General features: G+C 44.4%; 18 protein-coding genes. 8 read left to right on the top strand and 10 right to left on the bottom strand.

The features are described from left to right. Positions 1–21: 21 nt before the first annotated feature. The 3 genes from ACE3K2_RS09655 to ACE3K2_RS09645 form a co-directional block, all read right to left on the bottom strand. A complete protein-coding gene (locus ACE3K2_RS09655; RefSeq protein WP_421889256.1) occupies positions 22–588 on the bottom strand; it encodes a sugar O-acetyltransferase in 567 nt (188 codons plus the stop codon). Between the two features lie 214 nt (positions 589–802). Further along, positions 803–1966 (bottom strand): MFS transporter, encoded by a 1164-nt coding sequence (locus ACE3K2_RS09650; protein WP_421889254.1) that lies wholly within the window; start codon positions 1964–1966, stop codon positions 803–805. A 122-nt stretch (positions 1967–2088) separates the two neighbouring features. Next, entirely contained in the window at positions 2089–2841 is a 753-nt protein-coding gene (locus ACE3K2_RS09645; protein WP_421889252.1) for a TrmB family transcriptional regulator, read from the bottom strand. Positions 2842–3045: 204 nt separating this feature from the next. Here ACE3K2_RS09645 and ACE3K2_RS09640 point away from each other — a divergent pair, with 204 nt between their 5' ends. The 4 genes from ACE3K2_RS09640 to ACE3K2_RS09625 all read left to right on the top strand — a co-directional run bounded on the left by ACE3K2_RS09640 (position 3046) and on the right by ACE3K2_RS09625 (position 5735). Beyond that, a complete protein-coding gene (locus tag ACE3K2_RS09640; RefSeq protein ID WP_047842809.1) occupies positions 3046–3174 on the top strand; it encodes a DUF4023 family protein in 129 nt (42 codons plus the stop codon). Between the two features lie 95 nt (positions 3175–3269). Next, positions 3270–3530, top strand: coding sequence for a hypothetical protein (locus ACE3K2_RS09635; protein ID WP_421889250.1), 261 nt, complete (start codon positions 3270–3272; stop codon positions 3528–3530). Positions 3531–3688: 158 nt separating this feature from the next. After that, positions 3689–4354, top strand: coding sequence for a potassium channel family protein (locus tag ACE3K2_RS09630; protein WP_421889248.1), 666 nt, complete (start codon positions 3689–3691; stop codon positions 4352–4354). After that, positions 4338–5735, top strand: a complete 1398-nt coding sequence (locus ACE3K2_RS09625) for a TrkH family potassium uptake protein (protein WP_421889246.1) — start codon at positions 4338–4340, stop codon at positions 5733–5735. The genes ACE3K2_RS09630 and ACE3K2_RS09625 overlap by 17 nt, the downstream gene beginning before the upstream one ends. Positions 5736–5857: 122 nt before the next feature. Here ACE3K2_RS09625 and ACE3K2_RS09620 read toward each other — a convergent pair whose 3' ends face one another. Further along, positions 5858–9595, bottom strand: a complete 3738-nt coding sequence (locus ACE3K2_RS09620; RefSeq protein ID WP_421889245.1) for an alpha-L-arabinofuranosidase C-terminal domain-containing protein — start codon at positions 9593–9595, stop codon at positions 5858–5860. Between the two features lie 401 nt (positions 9596–9996). On the opposite strand from ACE3K2_RS09620, the gene ACE3K2_RS09615 reads away from it, so the two are divergent. Beyond that, complete coding sequence (locus ACE3K2_RS09615) at positions 9997–12414, top strand: family 43 glycosylhydrolase (RefSeq protein WP_421889243.1); 2418 nt, start codon at positions 9997–9999, stop codon at positions 12412–12414. Positions 12415–12564: 150 nt separating this feature from the next. Here ACE3K2_RS09615 and ACE3K2_RS09610 read toward each other — a convergent pair whose 3' ends face one another. Continuing rightward, positions 12565–13119 carry a helix-turn-helix domain-containing protein gene (locus ACE3K2_RS09610; protein ID WP_421889242.1) on the bottom strand — a complete coding sequence of 185 codons (555 nt, stop codon included), beginning with the start codon at positions 13117–13119 and terminating at the stop codon, positions 12565–12567. A gap of 128 nt (positions 13120–13247) precedes the next feature. Between ACE3K2_RS09610 and ACE3K2_RS09605 the strand changes: the two genes are divergently transcribed. Beyond that, positions 13248–13829 carry a LysE family transporter gene (locus tag ACE3K2_RS09605; RefSeq protein ID WP_421889240.1) on the top strand — a complete coding sequence of 194 codons (582 nt, stop codon included), beginning with the start codon at positions 13248–13250 and terminating at the stop codon, positions 13827–13829. Between the two features lie 51 nt (positions 13830–13880). Here ACE3K2_RS09605 and ACE3K2_RS09600 read toward each other — a convergent pair whose 3' ends face one another. Continuing rightward, positions 13881–14858: an MBL fold metallo-hydrolase gene (locus ACE3K2_RS09600; RefSeq protein ID WP_421889238.1), complete on the bottom strand. Its 978-nt coding sequence runs from the start codon at positions 14856–14858 to the stop codon at positions 13881–13883. Between the two features lie 236 nt (positions 14859–15094). Between ACE3K2_RS09600 and ACE3K2_RS09595 the strand changes: the two genes are divergently transcribed. Beyond that, the gene (locus ACE3K2_RS09595) at positions 15095–16072 is read left to right on the top strand and encodes an alpha/beta fold hydrolase (protein ID WP_421889236.1); all 978 of its coding nucleotides are present in this window, start codon (positions 15095–15097) and stop codon (positions 16070–16072) included. Positions 16073–16163: 91 nt separating this feature from the next. Here the strand turns inward: ACE3K2_RS09595 and ACE3K2_RS09590 are convergent, their stop codons facing one another. The 3 genes from ACE3K2_RS09590 to ACE3K2_RS09580 form a co-directional block, all read right to left on the bottom strand. Continuing rightward, positions 16164–16805 (bottom strand): hypothetical protein, encoded by a 642-nt coding sequence (locus ACE3K2_RS09590; RefSeq protein WP_421889234.1) that lies wholly within the window; start codon positions 16803–16805, stop codon positions 16164–16166. Positions 16806–17102: 297 nt separating this feature from the next. Continuing rightward, complete coding sequence (locus ACE3K2_RS09585; protein WP_421891128.1) at positions 17103–18584, bottom strand: DHA2 family efflux MFS transporter permease subunit; 1482 nt, start codon at positions 18582–18584, stop codon at positions 17103–17105. A gap of 68 nt (positions 18585–18652) precedes the next feature. Further along, positions 18653–19240 (bottom strand): TetR/AcrR family transcriptional regulator, encoded by a 588-nt coding sequence (locus ACE3K2_RS09580; protein ID WP_421889232.1) that lies wholly within the window; start codon positions 19238–19240, stop codon positions 18653–18655. A 257-nt stretch (positions 19241–19497) separates the two neighbouring features. Between ACE3K2_RS09580 and ACE3K2_RS09575 the strand changes: the two genes are divergently transcribed. Then, positions 19498–20949 (top strand): collagen-like triple helix repeat-containing protein, encoded by a 1452-nt coding sequence (locus ACE3K2_RS09575; RefSeq protein ID WP_421889230.1) that lies wholly within the window; start codon positions 19498–19500, stop codon positions 20947–20949. 105 nt (positions 20950–21054) lie between these two features. Here ACE3K2_RS09575 and ACE3K2_RS09570 read toward each other — a convergent pair whose 3' ends face one another. Continuing rightward, a complete protein-coding gene (locus ACE3K2_RS09570) occupies positions 21055–24270 on the bottom strand; it encodes a bifunctional cytochrome P450/NADPH--P450 reductase (RefSeq protein ID WP_421889228.1) in 3216 nt (1071 codons plus the stop codon). Between the last annotated feature and the right edge of the window lie 143 nt (positions 24271–24413).

The raw sequence follows: 24413 nt of genomic DNA, 5'->3' as shown, positions 1-24413 counted from the left end.
CATCTTCTATCTATAAATATGTTAAAGCTCTATCTCTCTAATGATTCTAGCAGGATTGCCGCCCACGATCATATTATCCGGAATATCCTTCGTAACCACCGAACCAGAACCAATGACTACGTTGTGTCCAATGGTCACACCCGGATTAATAACGGCTCTACCACCAATCCATACATTATTTCCAATCGTAACGGGCTTGCCATATTCTGCACCCGTATTGCGTTCATGTGGATGGAGTGGATGAGTAGCCGTATAGATATGTACATCAGGCCCCATTAAACAATGGTCTCCAATACGAACTTCACACACATCTAATATCGTACAGTTAAAATTGGCATAAAAATGGTTACCTACATGAATGTTATATCCATAATCCACATGAATATTGGGTTCCATACTCAAGTGTTCCCCAGTAGATCCCAACAATTCCTTCAATAACTTGGTGCGAAGCTCACCGTCCGTTTCTGTCGTTTGGTTAAATGTCCGCGTCATTCTTCTTGCATACTCCCTATCCTCAGACAATCCGAGATCCGAAGCCATGTACAGCTCGCCATCCAGCATTTTTTGTTTTTCCGTCTTTGTGATCATGATCATCGCTCCCTATGTGTATATCATCCAGTTCGACATTAGATGATACTTTTTAAAACTATTTTAATTATATAGATTACGATGAATAAAGCAAGTTTCATTCTATATGAAAGTAGTTTGATCTGCTCTCGCATACTCTCGTAAAATAGCAAAAAACCTCTACACCCCATTGTCTATGGGAATGCAAAGGTTCAAGTTTTGGTACGTCTTTATTTTAGGCAATCGCCTGGATGGTTTTTTCCTTAACGCTAATGGCGTAAATGGCGCAGACCAAACCAAGCAAAATCAGAACAGAACCAACCCATCCGTTGTTCAGAATTGATGAATGATCAATCACCATGCCACCGATATAGGTACCCAGTGCAATACCTGCATGTGCAATACCTGAATTGGTGCTGATTAGCGTTTCTGCTGTCTCCGGCGAAGTTTTGATAATGAGACTATTCTGTACAGGCGTAACGGTCCAACTCAGTGCACTCCATATGCTTAACAGCAGCAAAAAGGCAATCAGAGGTAATCCTACGCTGAACGGAATGACAGCCATACTCACGATAAAGGGAATCAGCACAATGACTATCGCTTTGGCAGGATGCAGACGATCGGATAACATGCCCCCGATGCCTCCTCCTGCAACAGCGGCGATCCCAAACATCATATAGATAAACGTAACCATCGTTGCACTGGCACCCAGCGTTTCTTGGAGAAATGGTGTGAAATACGCATATAAAGTCAAGTGACCTGCAAGCACAAGCAAAGTCGTAGCGTGGATTGCCAACATTTTGGGATTCCACAGAGCCGTAAGCTGTTTTTTCAGGGATACAGCAGGTATAGGCTGCACACGATCCATCGCAATCCAGATCGCTACCATTACCACTGCGGTCAGCATAGCGATCAACATAAACACTTCACGCCAGCCTGCCAAGTTGCCTACAAAGATACCAAGGGGTACACCCAGGATAAGTGAGGCACTGCCTCCCATGGTAATGGTCCCCACGGCGCGTCCTTTATACTGTGGTTCCACAATTCGCGCTGCAAGGGTCAGGGAGAGAACAAAAATAAGTGAACCTGTTGCTGCTCCGAGCGCTCTACCCGCCATCAGCATATAAAAGCTGGTACTGAACGCAGAGATCAGATTACTGATCAGAAATACAAACAGCGTACACATATATACCTTTTTACGCTCGAATCTGGCCGTCATATTTAATAAAATCGGCGCGGACAACGCATAGACAAGTGAGAAAATGGAAATTAAATACCCGGCTTTCGCCAGGGAAAGTTGAAGATCCGAAGCAATCAGGTCCAGAATTCCGCCCAAGATCAGTTCAACGGTTCCGACCACAAATGCTGCGATAGCAAGCACATATACTTTTTTATTCATTGTGAATCCTCCTCAAAAGTTACAACTACGATAGTAACCTATAAAAATGAAATTTTCAATAGTTATTTTCATGATTTTTCAAACAAAATATAACAAAAAAACTATTCTCCAAGAGAATAGTTTTAATAGATCAACCTGGTGAGCAAACGCTCGATCTCAGCATCCTGTAACAGTTGGTCACCGTATTTTTTGGTAATTTGAGTAAGCGCAACATCATGGTAGAAATAATCAGTCATCGCTTTGACAATTGGTTTGGACATCGTCTTAATGGCTCGCCATGAATCGTGCTCTACACCGGCAAACAGCAGATACGCATGATCCACAATGAGCAGCTGTGATGGCTCTGGCGCGTCAAGTAATGGAATCAACGAGTATTTGCGCGTTAAAGAGGTCTCCATTCCCCCTACGGCTAACACTTCAACGTACACTCCCTGCTTTTCCTTCTGCTCCAGCAGTTCACGATATTTCTCCATTCGCTCATTCCATGCCAGGAAAAGAATTGATGATTCCGCTTCCTCGATAAGTTGTTCAATGTTTGATCCAATGGATGATTCATCTTTTAACGTCCAGATATGTTCGTCCGTGAATGTACGTTTGATTTTGTAACGCTTCAGTTCCTCGATATCTTTATCAAAATCAGCCTTGATCTTATGAATAATGGACTGAAGATCCACGGCCATATATAATTTCTTCTTTCCATCCATCGTTGTCAGCACCGTTCCCTTATCGATCAGACGATTAAGCACTTCATAGATTTTGGCTTTGGGGACATTGGAGTAATTAACAATAGATGTGGCATCAAGTGGTTCATCCTGCGCAAATATAGCCTCGTATACCTGACTTTCATATTGTGTAAAACCGAATTTCTGCAACATATTTGGATCGGCGCATCCCTTCTTATTATGTCTGGTCTATCTAGTTTAGACGGCTACACTTCCCATGTCCAGTATGTCCCAACTAACCTAGGAAATGTGGAATCCAAATTAAACTTTGCGATGTCACTAAAATAAAATCACTTTCCAGTGGTTATATTAACAATCGAATACCCATTTTGCTTGTGGAAGGAGCTGTAATTTCAAATGGAAAGCACGCAAGATTTTGTGAAAAAAGTTAACGAAAATGCCGAAAAAGCGCGTCACAATAAAAACAACGGCAAGGGAACGCCAGGGGACAAATTGCCTTCGAAACAGCATTCTACGAATAAGTAGAGTCTATTTATTAAACAACATGACTTCCGTCTAACACCTTTTCCTCTACTTTTCATCTACTATTAAGAACCTTTAATAGAAAAGAGATGATTAGTATGGCTCCTGTCAATGCTGTTCGACAACCGGATCTGGTGTTAATCTATTGGTCAAGAAATGCGCTTGTCCCTGGTTCTGCCCGCAGAATCCAAAGTGTACGCGTGATTGGCAATACAGCTCCGTGTACATTCACACTGGTTCCCGGCGCATTACTGATTAATGCATTAAACTGTTTGCTGGACAATGATATTGGATTCAAAGTGGTGTATCGCCAGAAAACGTCAGCAATCAGTGGAGTTCTGTTATTGAAACGCAGATAATCAGAACCGAAAAAATAGTGCTCCCTTTAGGAGAGCACTATTTTTTCATTTTTTCGAATTAAGATATGAAACCTTACAATCCTGTTTACGTAATGTAATATTTACCTATTAACATGTAGAAGAAATCATTATTTATTCTGATTACAATGAGGGATACTATGAAAAAACAGTTTATGGTTCTTGGCCTTGGGCGTTTCGGATCAAGCTTGACACATACACTCATTAAAAATGGACACGAAGTGCTCGCTGTAGACAAGAGTGAAACTCTTGTTCAGGAAATTTCAACAATAGCTACCCATGCCGTTCAGGCGGACTGTACTGACAAATCGGTCCTTGTTGAGCTTGGGGCAAGCAACTTTTCTCACGCCATTGTTGCAATCGGTGAAGATCTGCAAGCAAGTATACTGACCACTCTGTTATTGAAAGAACTTAATGTTCCTAAAGTAACAGCCAAGGCCAAAAATGACAACCACGGTAGTGTCCTTAGCAAGATTGGTGCCGATCAAATTGTTTACCCAGAACGGGATATGGCCACGAGACTGGGGAATCAACTTAGCTCAGACAACATTATTGATTCCATTGAATTATCTTCCGATTATAATTTGGTCGAGATCAAAGCTCCCATAAGTATGAATCAGAAGACATTGCTGGAACTCAACATTCGGGCTGAATATGGATGTACGGTTATCGCCATCAAAACGGGGAATAACCTGAATATCTCACCCCTGGCTGAAGACATAGTCCGTACGGGAGATATGCTCCTGTTAATAGGCAGTAACGATGACATTCGGAATCTGGAGAGTGATTATGAACCAAAGAAATAAACGTGTACTGAAAACTTCGGCATTTACGGACATTGAATCCATTGTGAACAAGTTGAAAAATAATATGAGCCCTCCTCAACTTATCATGATCATCTTTTTTGCACTCATCTGGATCGGGGCCTTATTGCTTGCACTGCCTCTATCTTCTAGTACCGGGACATCCATTGGTTTGCTTGATGCCTTGTTCACAGCAACCTCTGCGATATGTGTAAACGGGCTGATTGTTCTGGATACAGGGACTGTCTTTTCTACATTTGGACAGATCATTATCATGATTTTAATTCAGGTTGGCGGGTTGGGTTTCATGACACTAGGTGTAATGGTAGCCATTATTCTGGGGAAACGGATTGGCTTGAAACAGAGGCTCCTTATTCAACAAGCCACCAATACATCCTCTGCTCAAGGTCTGGTTAAGTTATCACTGTATATTGTGCTTATAGCATTTGCTTTTGAAGCTCTGGCTACAGTGGTTTTAACATTGCGCTGGCAAAGCGATTTGGGATGGGGACAAGCTTTATATTATGCCATGTTCCATTCCATCTCTGCCTTCAATAATGCGGGCTTTTCTCTTTGGACTGATAGCCTTACTCCATTTGTTGGCGACCCGGTTGTTAATCTTACAGTTATTACGCTCTTTATCATTGGCGGTTTGGGTTACATTGTAGTTGTGGATATATTCCGCAAACGTTCATGGAGAAAACTCTCTCTGCATTCAAAGATTGTATTAATCGGCAGTTTTTCTCTATACTTGATTGGATTCCTTACCATCTTTTTAATCGAGAGTTGGAATCCTTCTACGTTCGCTGATTTATCTTTCGGTGAACGCATATGGGCTGCTCTATTTCAGGGTACTGCTCCTCGAAGCTCCGGATTCAATACCATTGACATTGGAAGTATGTTGGCCACATCCCAATTTTTCATTATTATCCTGATGTTCATTGGGGCTTCTTCCGGCGGAACAGGTGGAGGAATTAAAATCAATACTTTTGTGGTCCTTGTTCTTGCGACGATTCAAACATTTCGGGGCGGTGGGCAAATTCATGCTTTTGAACGTAAAATTGCAGAAGAAACAGTGATGCGCGCACTCGCTGTGGTCTTAAGTGCCCTCGCTTTTGTACTTGGAATCTCCATTTTGTTATCCATATCCGAAGGCATTCTTGAAAATCATTTTCTGGATGTTCTGTTTGAAGCCACTTCGGCTTTTAGCACCACAGGACTATCGATGGGTCTTACAAGTGAATTGAGTGTTGCTGGTAAAATTATAGTCACCATTACTATGTTTGCGGGACGATTGGGACCACTAACTCTGGCTTTTGCATTGGCGCAGAAGAAACGCACATCCAAAATCGGTTATGCAGAGGATCATGTCCTCATTGGTTAACATATGAATTAAGGACATGTTAATCCTATTACGGCACAGTGATTGCATTTTATTCCATAACAAAAGGCTCCCTTATCGCAAACGACAGATGTCTGCATTAAGGGAGCCTTTTTACGTATTCCTTATAAAAAATCCATAATGAGAACATTTACCGAATGAGCGGGCAAACAAACGGTCGCTGACTCACCCATCAGCTTTATCTTCTGTTCTTGTGGAACTACTTTCTCATCATTCTTCTGATTCACATTCGGAATATGCACCAAATGATCTTCTCCCGTAAGCGTGATTAATCTGGCTGAAGCATCAACCTTTAGATCCTGAAGGCAAATCCGGGTTGATTTATCCACACCATCTGAATTCACCAGTTTCACATACACATGCTGTGCGTCCTTCGTCACGGAATGGAATACTTCCCGATTGTAAGCTTCCAGCTTATAATCCAGAACCTTGCTGGTACTGCGCCCGTCCGTATAGGAACAGATCAAGTTCTTACCAGTGTCCCCACCATAGTTAACCGTGATCGTATAATCGGTGCCATTCTCGAGTGGTTCATAGTTGACCGCTCTCAGGTTACCTGCTGTGGAACTGGATGAATAATCTCCCAGTGTATAACCCTCGATCCCTTGTTTGTACACCTTCACGCCTGTTGCGTTCCCACCGTAACTGATTGCATACTCGATGACATCCTTGTTCTCAGGTGAGATATCCGTCAACCCCACGCCGATGTAAAAACCATCCTCACCTGACATTCTTTCAGCCTCAACGTGAACACTGTAGTGGGTCCATTTGTCATTCAACAGATACAATCCATTTAATCCGCTTGATTGCGCCTTCAAAATGAGCCCTTTCCCTGCGGTTATCTTGTAACCTTGCGATCCGGGAATCTGTCCCCATACATCGCTAGGCTCCGTACGTTTTCTGAAATCTTCATCTAACAGTACGGTGCCATCCTCATTGGACGTGACCGTGACGCGTTTCACCACGATGTCTGCATGACCTGTTGCAATTTCGATGCCGCCACGCGGAATGAGATTCAGCGGTTTGCCTTTGCTATAGGTGGAGAACGAAGTCGCAAGTACCTGGTCCCCTACATGTTTTGCAAAAAGCTGCTGTACATAATAATTCGGTGTATACCACACCGTTTCATCATCAAACCAGATACAGTCCGGTGTCCAGCGGTAGGTACCATCGGTCAATACTTTGTTGAACAATGGTGCATAGGCAGCCAAACGAACAACGTCCGCGTTATTTTCAAATCCGGTCATGATCGCCGCTTCCGCAACCGCACCTGCCAGCGTATTTTTATCCGTGGAAGCATATTCTCCCACAAATACTTTGGATGACTCTTTCCAATCGATACTTCCGTCTTCATGATAAGCCCGGTCATAATAATTGTACCGATCCACGTTGTTCAGCAAATATTCATTGGATCGGTAGTAATGCTCATCTGCGATGGTATCCATGTAATTCTCCTGGTCCTCATACCAGGTTACGGTCTCTTCAATCACCTCTGTACCATCTGCAAAAGCAACTTGAGCTGATCCGGTGAGGTTCCCACTCAGGAACTTCCATCCTTCCTGGTACGCATCATCATCCGCCTGTGCACCAACCGTCGAGATAATGTGCAGCTCATGATCAGGATAGTTCCGTCTCATGTAATCATCTATCGAACGTTTGAATACTTCGAAGTTGGCAAAAAATTCAGTGCCCCAGTTCTCATTGCCTACGCCCAGATAACGAAGATCGAACGGTTCAGGATGCCCCATCTGACTTCGCACTGCCGCCCATTCATTGTGTTCAGTATCTGTACTGAGCGCAAAGTCGATCAGATCAGTGAAGTTGCGGATATAATAATCCCTCAAAGCGCCACCCGCAGGGTGAGCATAATCCGAACGTGCCTGACATAACACACCGCAAGCCATGACTGGAACTGGAGCAGCATTCAGATCCTCCGCCAACTGGAAGTACTCCATATAACCAAGCCCCATCGTCATCATGTAACCCCAGACATTATAATTCTCTTTGCGTAGCTCAACCGGTCCCACAGAATCCTTCCAATCGTATACGTTGTCCCATATAAAGGACCCTTCCGAGATACATCCTCCCGGAAAACGCAGGAACTTCGGATGCAGATCTGCGAGTGCCTGAATTAGATCTTTTCTCAATCGATAGTTCGGATTACCTGTGTAGTTGGCATGTGCTGTAGCGGATATTCCTTCTTCTGTCGGATCAGCTCCCCATACATTCTGAGGCACTAAGGACACCATATCGATGGAGATGTCACCTTCAAACGTAAGTGCCAGTTGACCAAGTACAGTCTTTGTTCCGGTCAGAGACAAGCCGTATTTCTTCCATGTATTCCCGCCTTCAACATGTAACGTTACCGAATCACTAATGGAAGTATCTTCTCCATCCTGCAATTGAACAGTGATCGTTCCTGCCGATTCTGCTTTTGCCCATACGGTAAAATCATACGCCTCACACTGCTTGATGGACATGGCACAATGCTGGTTGGAGTCTGAGAATCCACGATTTCGAATGGTTGCTCCATCCTGAACTGTCACATAATGAGCATTCACTTCAGGATCTTGCACGTTAAAGTGGGTGTTCAGTCCATCCGTATGCTGCACGAGCATCTTCTCGGTATCACCTGACCAGGCAAACAATGGTTCACGATTTCGACCTGTCGAACAACCACATTCCCCAGAATCATGTGAATATGTATCAAATGTAAAGGATTCAAATGATCGATTCCGAACAAGCTCCGCATAGATCCCGCCATCTGCCGCGTTATTAATATCCTCGTAAAATAAACCATACATCACTTCACTGATGTCAGCCACCTTCTGATCTCCATGGATAGTGACCGTATAAGGCGCGACATGGGCTGGCACAACAGATACGTCAAAACTCCGACTCAGCTTGCTTTCACCTTTCGTCAGAAGTGCACGCAGCGTAACTTCTTGTGCCGATGTGATTACCTGAACTTCTCCGTTCTCGGACAAGACTTCCGGCTCACTTGAACTCCAATTCACCGTCACTTTACCACCCAACAAATCTGCAGGCAGTGACACATCTTTGGTGATGATTCGGTTGGGGAAGGACAAGTACTTGTCTGCGGCAAGCTTCACAATCGCCTCATCTGTCAGTGATTCACACATCACTTCAATGACTTCATCCATGGTGAGCGCTGCCCCATAGATCCGGAAGTCGGATAACGAACCTGCAAAATCCACATCAGCTGCGTATTGGGAGCGTCCAATATAATTCTGGCTGTAGTTCTCAGGGTCCTTGAACGTATCAAACCATTTGCGCAGTTTGGCATAATTGCCACTGGACGTCTGACTGATCGAACCGTCTGCGGCCTTCTCCCCGTTCACATATACAATCGGACCCGCACTGCCCAATGTGCCTCCTTGGCTGCCTGCCACGGAGAGTGCAATATGCATCCATTCTCCACTTGCAACTCCTCCACTCGGGTGTACAACCAGATTATCTCCGGCATATAACGTACCCATGAGCTGACGCGTCAGAAATATATACGGTCCCTTCTCCCCTTTGCCAAAGTCAAAAATTCGTTCCCACACATTGGAGCCTTTGCCCAGGAAGACCCAAGTCGCAACAGTAACTCCGGTGTTATCGCTTACATTCTGAAGCAAATTCGAGGGTAAGTGCAGATAAGAAGTTCCATTCCCTCCCCCGTTAAAAGTTACAGCCGATCTGCCTTTCAACTCGGATATTACAGGGGGCAACTCACCTTTTGCCAAACTATCATGCCCGTTCCCGGAGCTGTCTTTCCCGATATGAAGGGCATGTTCAAACGTGTATTTTGCGATCAATTGGTTCTGATATGTAGTCATGTTTGTACCTCCTATGTAGTCTGGATTATCATTACAACAAAATACCTGCCTTTAATCCCAATAAACATAAAATGATTTATAAATACGTAAACATACGATCTAAACGTAATACTATCGCATTTCAGCGCCCAATTTCAATCCTCAATTTAGGAATGACTCCTGATTTCTTTGTCTTTTATTGAATGCGAAAAGCTCTAGCGCTCTCTCTTCCCCTCTTATATTCTGTCATTTTGCTATAAATTCATTATTTTTATGGTTTACAAACATATAAACCAATTGATAATATATCAAATGAAAGCGCTTAATATATTGAAATACCCAAAGGAGGTCTGCCGAACCTTATATCGTGTGTTGCCAAGTATCGGGTTATTTTCATTTTGGGATTAGGAAAGGGGAAACGTATGAAACGTTATTGGGTAAACGCACTTAACATTTCTGTACTAAGCACCGCATTACTTACGGCAACAACTTTGGCTCCGGTCTCGGTGTTCGCCAATGGTTCAGGGACAAACGTGGGCAACTCGCAGACTTCCATCACAGCTATCGCAAATCCTGCTCCATCATTCAAAAATGTTTCCGTTCATGACCCTTCTGTCATTAAGGTGGATGATACCTTTTATATTTTTGGATCACATCTGCAAGTGGCCAAGTCCAAAGATTTTCTGAACTGGGATCTCGTCGCCTCTGGTGTTACGGACAATAATCCTGTTGTCCCCAATGTAACCAAGGAATTTGCTGAAGCGCTGGAATGGGCACAGACTGATACGTTATGGGCGGCAGATGTCATTCAGCTCGCGGACGGCAAATTTTATATGTACTACAATGCTTGTAAAGGGGACTCTCCCCGATCAGCCCTCGGAATTGCTGTCGCAGATAACATCGAAGGACCTTATAAGGATCAGGGCATTCTGTTGAAATCCGGCATGTGGGATCAGATCAGTGAGGATGGTACCATTTACGATGCAACGATTCATCCCAATATGGTTGATCCTGATGTCTTTTATGATAAAAACGGCAAGTTATGGATGGTGTATGGCTCCTACTCCGGGGGAATTTTCATTCTGGAGATGGATGAGACGACAGGCAAACCGCTGCCGAATCAAGGTTATGGCAAAAAACTGACCGGAGGTAACCATAGTCGTATTGAAGCACCTTATATGCTCTACAGTCCCGAAACCGATTATTATTATCTGTACCTGTCTTACGGGGGACTGGGTGCTGACGGAGGATATAACATTCGAGTTGCTCGTTCCCAAACGCCGGATGGTCCTTTCCTGGATGCCGAAGGAAACGATATGATCAACGTTAAAGCGGACAAGGATAAACCGCTATTTGATGATCGTTCCATTGAGCCTTTTGGAGTCAAATTAATGGGGAACTTCCTGTTCGAGAGACAGATTGGCGATCCGGGCACAGGCCTGGGAATCGGTTATGTATCACCGGGACACAACTCAGCTTATTTTGATGCGGAGACTGGCAAACAATTTCTCATCTTCCATACTCGCTTTCCGGGGCGTGGCGAAGAACATGAAGTTCGCGTACATGAGATGCATATGAATGCGGATGGTTGGCCCGTCGTTTCTCCATATCGCTATGCTGCCTTGGAAGAGGATACAGCCCAACTGACAACTCAGGATATCACCGGTCAGTACCAATGGGTGAATCATGGTAAGGACATCACGGCGAATATCAAGCCATCTCAGACCGTACAGTTCACAGCAGATGGCCGGATTCATGGTGCCGTGACAGGAACATGGAGTCTTGGCACAGAAAACAAAGTTCAGATTACATCGAATCAAGTTGTGTATAACGGCGTTTTCACACATGAATGGAATTCGGAATCTCAGAGTACAGTTCTGACCTTTAGCGCCCTCTCCTCCTCCGGGATTGCCATCTGGGGAACTCAAGGTGTAGAACGAAGTGATCAAGACATTGTAAATGCAGTGAAAAAGGATTTGAGCATTGGTAATACGGATCATGTGTTCTTTAATCTCTCTCTTCCTACCAAGGGAACAAGTGATGCAGACATTACGTGGAAAAGCTCCAACACTTCGGCGCTATCCGCTACAGGGGTAGTGCAGCGACCACGCGCTGGCAAGGGTGATGCCAAAGTGAAATTAACCGCAACGATACGTAAAGGAACTGCGGTAAGTTCCAAAACGTTTAACGTTATCATTCCGCAGCAAGCGGTAAGCCCATTGCTTGGGGAATATACTTTTGATCACAAGAAACTTGCCAAAGTCGCAGAGGATTCCAGTAAAAACGGATATCACGGAGAAGCCTATAACGTGGTCAGTACTGCTGCAGGTGGCAAAAATCAGGCTGCCACATTTAATGGAACCGACAGTTATATTCAGTTGCCTGGACTCCTTACAGATACCACGGATTTCACGTTTAGCGCTTGGGTCAATTGGGATGGCGGCGGTTCCTGGCAGCGTATTTTCGACTTTGGAAATGGCTTGACCAGACATATGTTCCTTACTCCATCTCAGCATAATGGGGCATTACAATTCACCATTCACAATGAGGGACGGGATCAGAGTCTGATTGCTGCAAATCCCTTGCCTTCTAAAACGTGGGTTCATGTTGCTGTAACCCTTCAGGGTGATATAGGCACTCTATATGTGAACGGTACATCTGTTGCCAGCAGCTCTGAGATCACCTTTAACCCAAAAGATCTGCATGTGACGGAAGCGTATGTGGGCAAGAGTCGTTACACGGCTGATCCATTCTACAAAGGCAGTATGGATAATGTAAGAGTGTATGATAAAGCATTAACAGCGAAGGAAATCCAGCGTCAGGCCAGAGAAAAGCCTTAACCCGAGCCATATCTTAGACGCTGGGTTTCATAACGAACAAACCAATAAAGCAGCCAATGTACTGAACTGCACCCCATTTGTCCACGACTAAACAATGGAGAGTCTGTTCATCTATCTGGCTGCTTTATTGTCTTTTTATTGAATTGCATATCACTTCGAATAATGAATAACCATGTTTAATTTGTTCCCCTTAACACCGGAGTTAACATAGGCATGAGGCTTGTCGGCTCCAAAACGGATCGACTCCCCTTGCTTCAACGAATATTCTTCGCTCCCTACCCGAATCGTAACGACCCCTTCAACAACCGTAATAAATTCTTCCGTACCTTCGATATGCGGTTCAGCATTCAACGCAGACTGGGGCTCCATCTCCATCATATATATTTCAAAACGCCGACCCTCTTCAAAAGGAAAATGCGGATAGATCCGAATCCTTCCCTCATCCTCCATCAATACTTGAATATCATCCCCCGTTACAACGGTAGTATCTGACTTCGGCTCGTGGATCAGCGCAGTAAAAGAAATTTTCAGGCCGTTGGCAATCTTCCAAACGGTTGCAATCGATGGATTGGATTCGCCACGTTCAATCTGACCCAGCATGGTCTTGCTTATGCCGGACATTTCGGCAACCTTGTCCAGACTAAGCTTTCTCTGTTCCCTGAGCTGTTTCAAGTTCTGGGCAAGAATATGATTAATGTTTTTCACAGTCCATCCTCCTCATGATATAAACCAGTTGTGCTTTATAACGCACATATTGTACAATGATAAAGAACGTGCGCTATAACGTACATTTAGGTTATTATATCACACAACTAAGAAAACGTGGAGGAACCATGAACATCATACCTTTAGTGACCTATGCAATCATCGCTTCATTTACACCCGGACCCAACAATATCATTTCCATGACGCATGCAAGAAATCAGGGTTTCCGCAAGACCCTTCCGTTTATTAGTGGAGTTGCAGCCGGCTGCCTGCTTATTATGTTTCTGTCCAGTTATTTCAACCTTATTCTTCATCAGTATATCCCCAAGATCACACCTGTTTTGAACCTGTTGGGATGTGCGTACATGCTTTATCTGGCAGTCAAAATTATGCGAAGTAAACCTGCCGATGCGGAAGAGAACAAGGTCAATCATTATTCATTTCTATTTGGGTTCACACTTCAATTCATTAATCCCAAAGTCATTCTGTATGGACTTACGGCCATATCCGTTTTTGTTCTGCCTCTTGGGCAGTCCCATGTTCAATTAACCGGATTTTCCTTGCTGCTCACCTTTATCGGCATTAGTGCCAATATGACCTGGGCGTTCGGTGGCATGTTATTTCAGAGCTTTCTATTAAGGTACGAGCGTCCTGTTAATATCGTTATGGGTATATTGTTAATCTACAGTGCCCTATCGATCCTGATGTAAAATGCAACAGAAAAAGCGTTCACTCATTGAATGAGCTGAACGCTTTTAATTTCAACCTAATTCCGTTCTCCACCATGGGTGTGTAGGGTAATCCTCTGAATGAAGCACAACCTTCTCGCCAATTTTGGGTGTTGCAATCTTCACATTCAAAGCATGTGCTGCCTTGATGATCCGTTCGACCGGTTCGTTCCAAGCATGATAGGCCAGCGTAAATGCCGCCCAATGAATCGGGATAAGCAACTTGCCACCTACATCCAAATGCGCTTGCACCGTTTCTTCCGGCATCATGTGAATGTTGGACCACCGCTCATCATATTGCCCACATTCCATCAAAGTCAGGTCAAATGGCCCGTATTTCCTTCCAATTTCCTTAAAATGAGGACCGTATCCGCTGTCACCACTAAAAAACACCTTTGTATGTTCTCCAGCGATGACCCATGAACACCATAAGGTAGAATTGCGGTCGAATAATCCTCTGCCTGAGAAATGGCGTGCTGGCGTACAAGCCAATGTTAGACCTTTGTACGTTAACTCATCCCACCAGTTATGCTCAGTAATCTGTTCTGAAGGCACACCCAGTTGAATCAGTCGTCGCCGGACACCAAGTGGCACGATAAATCGCTTTGTTTTATCCTTCAATCTGCGAATGGAGTCATAGTCCAGATGATCATAATGGTCATGCGATATAATGATTGCATCCAGAGTCGGGAAATCCTCCGGTTGAATCGGTAGATTCGTGCTGTATCGTTTGGTACCCACCCAGGATACAGGGGATGGACGATTGCCCAGCATCGGATCAAAGAGTAACCTGTGGCCCTCAATTTCAAGGAAAAAGGCTGAATGGCCAAACCATGTAACCTGCGAATTATCGGAAGCACTGAATGAGTCTGCAGGTTCACATACCTCCATGGGCATCGTGCCTGATGGCCTCCGCTCTACATTTCCACGCATGGAATCTCTCAATATACTGACCAAGGACTTGAAGTTCATGCCGGCTGATGTCGGGAGCTGATTTTCGTATTTTGTCATTGTACATACCTTCTGTTCTATATAAAATCAATCTGTGATTCAACATTTGATAAGATCTATTCATATCGTAGCTATATATTAATTCATTGACCGTTGATATTCAATTTTCGGCAAAACCGCCCATTCCCGTATGATCGAAAATATACTGAATTAAGATAGAATTAAGACTCTGTTTTCTCTCGTATAAGATTGGGCATATATGATAGAGAAAATACATGGAGAGTATGTGATAGAACATGAAGAAATGGCGTAAAAGATTAGTTAAGTTTTTGATATTCGACCTCGCGTTAATTATTTTACTTTTCGGTACAGGCGTGATCTACCAGCAAGTGGGTTTAAGGCAGGATGCCAAAATGCTCGTACCTCCTGGAAAGCTGTACAAAGTGCACGGAGACAATATGCATCTATATACCGGTGGAGAAGGTGATGTAACGGTAGTACTTGCCTCCGGCTGGGGTACCGCTAATCCCTATGTAGATTATTATCCGCTATATGAGAAGCTTGCTCCCAATACCAAATTCGCTGTCTATGATCGATTTGGCTATGGATATAGCGATCGGACCGAGAAGAAACGTGATGTCGATACCGTGGCAGAGGAATTACACGAGTTGTTACAGGTATCTGGACAGAAGCCACCTTATGTATTAGTTGGACATTCACTCGGCTCACTGGAAACCATCCGTTTTGCACAAAAGTACCCGGATCTTGTTAAGGGTATCGTCATGATCGATGGTGGAAGCCCGGAATATTATGCGAAAGACGATGACTCCTTGGCAGATACAATTGGTGGTTTTGCGAATAAATTCCGTATCCAAACCGGACTGTTCCGCCTCTCCATGCAATCTGACCTGGTTGTCGAAACTTCCAATGCCAATCGTAATGAATTGAAACTTGTACCCGATGATCTGAAAAAATTGGATACAACTGCGCTGTTGTACAACTATGGTAATGCGAACACGTTGGATGAATTACGTGAAATAGCTCCCAATGCCAAAGTGGTCGTAGATCACAAACAAACCTTGCCGTTTCCACTCACCATACTGACGGCTGATTACCTTGGTGCAAGTGAGCCCGAATGGGATAAATCACAAGTAGAATTCAAATCTTGGTCAGATGATTCAAAACAGATCACCATTAAAGATACCGATCATTACATCCATCAATTCCGCCCCGACCTCGTTGCTGATGAAATATTGGCGCTGGTGAAGAAATAACTGTCACTTTTCTAAAGCAAGGCTGCGCTATATTATGAAAGAAACCCCAAAGATTCTTAAACTATCTTTGGGGTTTTAAGTATGAAATTTATTATGCTATCGTAAGTCTTGGCCGTTGAGTCCTGAAATCACTGAAAGCTTGTTCGATCTCTGACGAAGTCAACTGATGACGATAAAAGTAATGCTCTATCCCCTCCATTTCGGTTCGATCCCCATTGTAGATGTTATCCATTTTTCGAATGACCTGGTGATACAAGCTCTCACTGGATTTCGCAGGCTCACACAACCAAAAGTTCGTTCTTTTTACTTCACCTGTCTCCGTCCAGAGCAAGTTCTCATATCGGATGACATCCCAGTCCCAATATCCAGCATGAATCTGCTGAAGTTCCGTCGTAAACATATCGTATATCAAGTTTGGAGGAATGTGTCCATATCTCTCACGGTACTGTTTCAGATTGAATGCTTCAATCCATCCCGTCAGGGAATACTCACCCGGTGAATACGCATACAATTTAGGTGCAAAAGGATTACATTGCAATGCCCTAAGTGCTTCACTTTCCATCTCCCCATCCAATCTTGCACGTGAAGCGTATACCTTGAGACAATAGTCTTGCAATCTATATACAACCGAGCTATTACTAATAAGCGAAGCTTGTAGAGTGAGATGGCCATTTTTTTCGTAGTGCAGCAGCATCTTTTCAATGTTATTGCCAATGGGATTGATGATGATCATAATGATGTCTCCTTGAGTAAAAATAAAATATAAACCGTTTTCGATTGGTTAAAAATTGCACTAATACATTCTATATTACCCTTTTATATTAGTATGAACATATACAATTTTGCCGGAACATGAAGTATTTGCTCTGAAATTCATTTATTGAACCATCGTATTCCGGCTACATTTTTACTCTAATGGCTGTAACCCGTTTCACGTCAACAGCAAAAAAAGATAGAATAAATAACGCATAAAAGCGATGCATCCTTATGGTTAAGGACGCATCGCTTTTTTTTACGTAGCTTACATTAATTAATGCATTGGACCTTGTTGTCCAGCTTGCGCTCCTACTTTGACCCGTTTCACAAAGAGTGAAATGATCAGTCCGATTACAGCAAGAACCAATGCAAAGACAAACGCATTTTGTACACCTGACGTGAAACCAGCCAATTGATTCTCCGGGGTCTCAGGGTTCGCCACATTGCTCAAGAAGCGAGTCTGTCCTGCGCTCAGAATACTTACTGCCACAGCCGTACCAATAGCTCCGGATACCTGTTGCAGTGTATTCATAATCGCAGTACCGTGAGGGTAGAACTCAGGAGGCAATTGGTTCAAACCGTTCGTTTGTGCAGGCATCATAATCATCGAAATACCAACCATCATGAATACGTGCAATGTAATGATTGTGCCAAGGGAAGTTGTTGCTTCGATGCCTGTATACAGGAACAAAACAACGGATACGATAGCCATCCCAATAATAACCAGCCATTTTGGACCAAACTTGTCGAACAGACGTCCCATAATTGGAGACAAGAATCCATTCAGCAAGCTGCCTGGCAAGAGGACTAGTCCAGCAGTCAACGCTGTAACCGCCATACCCTGTTGCAAGTACATCGGCAGAATCAACATCGAAGACAGCATCATCATCATTGAGATGAAGATCAGGATCAGACCAATCGTGAACATCGGATATCGGAATGCACGCAGATCCATCATTGGCTGCTTCATTCTTAGCTGACGGATACTGAATAACAGCAAGGACAACACACCAATAACGAGCGTGGCAACAACGACCGGACTCGTCCAGCCTCCGCCAGTTTCCCCGTGTCCCCCTGCACTACTGAAGCCGTATACGATACCACCAAAACCGAGGGTAGAAAGGATAATGGATAGTACGTCAATTTTGGGCTTGGTCAATTTCGAAATATTTGGCAAGAACAGCAAGCCACATACCAGTGAGATAATGAAGAACGGCAAGGAGATCCAGAAGATCCAGTGCCAGCTCAGATTAGCCAGGATCAGACCGGAGATACTTGGACCGCTTGCTGGCGCAAACATGATAACCAAACCGATTAATCCCATGGCAGCACCACGTTTTTCAATCGGGAAAATAACCAATATCGTGTTAAACATCAGTGGCAGCAACAGCGCTGTACCTACAGCCTGTAATACCCGTGCCACCAACAGAATTTCGAAGCTAGGTGCAAGCGCAGCAACAAATGTGCCTGCAATGGAGAAAATCAGGGACGTTGTGAACAGCTGTCTGGTTGTAAACCATTGCAACAGCATACCGGATACCGGTACCAGGATTCCCAACACAAGCAAGTAACCAGTAGTTAACCATTGAATCGTTGTAGGTCCAACTTCAAGCAGACCCATAAGTGGTGTCAAAGCCACGTTTAATGCCGTTTCTCCAAACAGACCAATAAAGCCGCTCAGCAGCATTGCGAACAAAATCGGAAATACCTTGTATTGCTTCGTTTCTTGTTGATTCTGTGCAGAATCAGCCTTCATGGTAACCTCCACGATCCCATCCTCCTCAAACGTATCAAACTTTCTTTTTCTCTGTCTCTTGATATAACTTATTGAGTCTGTTTGGCGTTCTTCGTCACAACCGACAAATACTCAGCAGCCGTCAGCAGAGGCTGTTTATCCTGATTCGTCAGGCTGATAATCAGTGCTCCCTCCATCAAAGAAATGATCAGAAGTGCCGTCTCCCGTGCCTTCTCTTCACCAACACCATCCAGAATCAGATGTTTCTTAATGACATTCTGCCAATCTGCAAATACACCCTGACATGCAATACGTAACTGCTGACTAATACAAGATGTCTCCACAGCTGCCCAGAAGCTGAATGGTAGAAATCCGGTAAAGCCGGCTGATTCTGTTTCATGAGCCAAATCATGAATAAATCTCTGAATGGCGTCCCCTGTATTGTCATGGGCTGCAAATGTTCTCTCAAATGTCTGCAGGATTTGTTCATTGGCTTTTTGAATACACTCGTGCGCGAGCTCTTCCTTGCCATGCGGGAAATAATGATACAACGACCCTTTCGGCGTACTACTCTCTTTGATGATCTGATTCAGACCGGTCGCATGATATCCTTGTGAAAAAAACAGTCTCGCTGCTGTGCTGACAATAGATTCTCTAGCATTAGACTTTTCACTCAACGAAAGCCACTTCCTTCAAATAATTATAACAATCGGTCTATATAATTAAACTCGTTGAGATCGGTACTGTCAATCAAAAATTTATATTTACATTTGAAAGCGTTTTTACAAGAGAGTCATCACATCATCTTCATTTTCTAATTATTAGCTTCATTACATTTCTTTCCGAGAAACTAGGGAACTTTCCCTTGTCCTCGAATAAACTTACATCAGTGTGAATTACACTTAATTTCTATTTGAGAAAAGGAGTGATAACATTGGCAGTCTTGTCAACAGGCCCTATTGAGAACAGCCCTGTAAATGGGGTAAGGCCAACTCAGATCGTTTCAATTAAAGTTGAAAACCAGAATGCCGTGAACACAGCTACTATACTCGTCCAGGGATATTCATTAATTACAAGTAGAACGTTGTATGTTAGTGAACAATTCTCAATCTTACCCGGTGCAGTTGCTACTCGCACTTATTTTGCCGATCTAAACAGTTTCGAATACGTTATTACAGTTACAGGGGCAGCTCCTGAAGATAATTATGTTTCTTTTTGGGGTAAAAACAGCGCCGGCTCTTTGGTTGCTGCTCATCGACTTGTTTATTCTGAATTATTTGGTAGCGAGAACTTTACTGGAGCGACTGGGGCAACAGGAGCTACAGGCGTTACAGGCGTTACAGGCGTCACGGGCATTACAGGCGTTACAGGTGCTACGGGCATCAGTGGAGTAACTGGGACGACAGGTGCCACGGGTGACACGGGTCTGACAGGTCCTACAGGGGTTACAGGCATTACCGGCTCCACAGGACTTACCGGAGTTACGGGCGCGACAGGAAACTCAGGTCCCACGGGTGACACAGGACCATCTGGCGGACCGGAGGGTCCTACCGGAGCGACTGGTGTGACGGGGGCTATGGGGAATACAGGTGCCACTGGAGCAACTGGCCTCGCTGGACCAACTGGAGCGACTGGTGTTACTGGCACCACGGGTGTAACCGGAGCCACGGGCACAGTCCAGCCCAATCCCTTTGATGTATATGTTTTACAAGGTTCGGTGGGCGGAAATGGAACACAGGCCAGTCCTTTTGGAACGATTCAACAAGGTGTAGCCGCGGTATCTCCAACAGGAACCGTTCATATTCTTGGTGGCACATACCCAATCACTGCGAACATTACCATTAATAAAGCAGGAATAACGCTAAAAGGTTATCCAAGTACAATCATCCTGTTACAAGCTGCTGTTATCCCTTTCACCATCATTGGAAGCGGAGTAACTGTAGACGGATTAACGATTACAAGTGATAACCCTTATGCTGTTGAATTTATTCAATTAGGCGGAACCAATCATACCGTAATAAATAATACGATATTCGGTCCTCCTCAAGCTGGCCCTTCTTCAGGTTGGGTTGTCAATCGTGGTCTCGTGAGCCAGATCGGTAATATGACCGGCTTGCTTGTACAAAATAATATTTTTTATTCCTTGCGTCAACCAGCCTATTTTAACCCTAATACGACTGGAGAAGTTATTAGCAATGTTGTTTATAATACGAGAGGATTTGTTAATGACCGGGCCGTTATGGTCTTCTCTGGAAATTCATGGGGCAGTCCGGTCAATGCGGTGGATATTGCACTACTCGTTGGTACAATAACAGGACCTCCTTTCGATCCGATTTCCGCCCTGAGCGCCAACAACAGTACAGCAACGATTCAGGATTCCAGATAAGAGTCTTTACTCGTTCTTACAAAGCGCCTAATTAAACAGCCGCCGATGTGGATGTGAAACTCCAGATCGAGCGGCTATTTTTGGATGAGTAGCATTATTCTATTACTACTTCATGTTACCTGCCCACACATCTTGCACATATCGCCCTTCGGCCTGAAGCTGAATGAGCCAGTTTTTCGCTTGCTGCATCGTTGCTCCCTGCACTTCCTGATACACCTGCTGCAAAGTCTCTTCCACCGCAGGAGCCATCTGGCTTCCATCTCCGCATACGTAGATTCTTCCTTTGTTCATCAGCATGTGAATTAACTGCTCGGAATCCTTCTCCATTAGATGCTGTACATACGTTTTAGGCTTGCCCTCAGCACGAGAAAAAGCAGTGTGTAGCTTAACAATCCCTTCTTGTTCGTATTGTTCAAGCTCCTGTCGATAGATGAAATCTGATTCATTCCTGCACCCAAAGAACAAATGAGCTTCACTCAGTGGCAAACCTCTCTGTTTCATGACAGCTCTCGCCTGGAGGAAACCTCTGAACGGTGCAACCCCCGTACCCGGTCCCACCATGATCATCGGAACGTCTGCCTCTTCCGGGAGAACAAATTCGGATTCAGATGTGCGTATAAACATCAGTATACGTTCTCCGGATGAGCAACCGGCAAGATACGATGAAGCAACTCCAAGGTATTCGCCCCTGCCACTCCATGCAGGCTCTTTTACTACCGATACGGTTATACTCGCTTGCTCGGAATTCAGGCTTGGCGAGCTGGATATCGAATAGTATCTGGGCTTAAGCGGAGGCAATAGTTCAAGGAACTTTTCGAAAGGCAACTCACACGCCTCATACTTTTCTAACAGGTCCAACATGGGGATTCGATTGGCAAGAATATAATCCCTGTAGCTGTTTTCGTTCAACATGCCTTCCAGTTCACGCTTATGAGGTGGGCATACCGTATGATTGGCTAACTCCTGCAACTGCGCTCTGGTAACAGGTGTCTGCAGTTCCACACAGTGAGTGAGCAACTCATGTAGCTTCACAGGACGATTCATTGGAAAGTGTGTAAGGTGGTTGACGTCTGAAGTTAATTGGATGTGAACGTCTCCACTTAGTCCGAACCGATTGAGTATCCGATCTATATTCTGCTTCTGATTACTAGGTAACACACCGAGATGATCACCTTCTCGATAACTCATGCCTTCAGGTAGTAACACCTCGATGTGACGTGTGCTTCTCTCACTTCCCGGCCCCTGAAGCTCTTTATTAACTACCACCGTAGAATAGCTGGCACCATAAGTTTGTGTAAGTGGCATATCCGTTTTCTCACGGACAATCTCCATTTGAAGTCTGCTTGTGCCTGGTATGGAGGGTTTCACGAATTCCGCATTGATCCCCAAAGCATTCGATATCTGAGGCCACAACATATCCTGCCACGCTTCAACTTGTTTCTCCATATCACCTCCGGCATCAGCTTCACCGCGGGATAACAGTCTTTTACCTCCCAGTTCTTCAAATCTCTCATCGATTAAGCGCGGAATGCTCTGATACGTCCCGGACCAACTCCGATCTCCACAGCCCAGAACAGCATAGTTCACATCCCGCGCGTCCTCTGACTCCACTCCCTTCAACCAGTCAACAAATGCTGTAGCATTGTGCGGTGGTTTACCGTTATACGAAGCAGTGACGATGAGAACGACTCCCTGGCGGGGTATGCGGCCAACCCACTCATTCAGAGTGGCTGCTTCACTTGGGATTCCATACGAACGACCTTTCTCCACAAGCTCTCTGGCAATGCCTTCAGCCGTTCCCAGATTGGAACCATATAACACTAGGAGCGATGAGTTCGTATCTGCTTTAACGGCCAGGGTATCTCCCGTCTGGCTGTCACTTGTTATATTCTGATGAACAACAGGAGCAAGTTTCTCTTCGACATATACTGCAGCCTTAGTCATCGTTTGCGAAGCTGCGCGCGCTTTCACCTGGATCCGGAAGTCTCCCGGCTTCAACGTCAGCGTCTGTTTAACATCCAATTCATAATTGCTGTAATCGATCAGTTCAAAATGTTTGAGGACCATGCCAAGCACAAGTGTTGCTTCATATAAAGCAAACTGCATGCCGATACACGCCCTCTCCCCATTACCAAAAGGTTTATAAGCATGGTGAGGTACTTTCGTCGTATCTTCAAATCGTTCTGGACGGAAAAGTTCCGCATCCTCTCCCCAGGCCTCTTTGTCACGGTGAAGCTGAGGCAGAAGAATACTGCAACTTTCCCCTTTCTTCAGGGGATATTTGCCACCTATAACCGTGTCTTCTTTGGCATATACATCAAATCCCGGGGCTGTTGGCCATAGACGTAGTGATTCACTGAGAATCATGCGAATATGGGAAAGCTGAAGAATTTCCTCATATTGCGGTGAGTCACTGACCAATATCTGATCTACCTCGTCATACGCCTTTTGAAGCGATTCCGGATTTTTCAATAAAAAATATAGAGCGAAGGATAACAAACCACTCGTCGTTTCATGTCCGGCAATAAGAAATGTAATAATCTGATAACGGATGTTCTCATCATCCAGCATTTCTCCTGTCTCCGGATCTTTGCCATTCAGCATACGTGCGAGCAAGTCGACCTCTTCAGGTGCTGAACTCGCTTTACGTTCCTCTATAATTTGATCTACCAGAGCGAACATCGTCTGAATATCCTCCTGGAACTGTCGTTTGGTTTTGACCATAAGCAGATTCTGAATTTTCAAACGTGAGCTCTTCTGCATAGCCTCATTTAATGCCCGAACCATGCTTTCAATAAAAGGACTGTGGTCCTGTCTGTAAAAGCTGTTAAACCGATAATTGAATCCACATAGTCCAATGGTATCCAACGTAAGGCGTGTCATGTCGTCCGAAACATCTATCGTATCGTTGGAATTGAGGCGTGCCCACTTGTTGATCAACTGTTCGGCAATATCCACCATCATGGGATGATAACCTTTCATGGCCTGTTTGCTAAAAGTGGGAAGCAGAATGTTATGGGCCTTTTTCCAGTTGGGCTCCGATGTTCTGCTTGTAAATAAACCATCGCCTCCAAAGGCACGTACGTTTTCGAGTTCATTGTATACAAATTTGTCAAAACGGGACACATCGCACAACTCAGCGACAAGATCTGGCCCAGATACGATTAAACCGGAATAACCAGGAACGGTAAGTCGATATATCGGTCCATGCTGTTCAGCCAGAACGCCTAGCGACAACGTTGGTTTATTTTTATCAATCAAAGGCAGATTACCAAGAGGGCCATACATTTTGGGCTGTGGAATGTAAGTTGCATCACTCATGATGATCACCTCTTAACTGTACGGCTTGGAGCAAAGTATTCGTTAGCCATTGGATGGCTGCTGTGCTTTCATTCATAAGTGATCTCTCCTTTAATGATTGTATAATTGATAGTAATATGTATCATTTGATAATACAATAAATC

Origin of the sequence: Paenibacillus sp. (assembly GCF_048976745.1) — a bacterium.
In the GTDB taxonomy this organism is placed as follows: domain Bacteria; phylum Bacillota; class Bacilli; order Paenibacillales; family Paenibacillaceae; genus Paenibacillus.
This window is presented reverse-complemented; position numbering and strand designations above follow the sequence as displayed.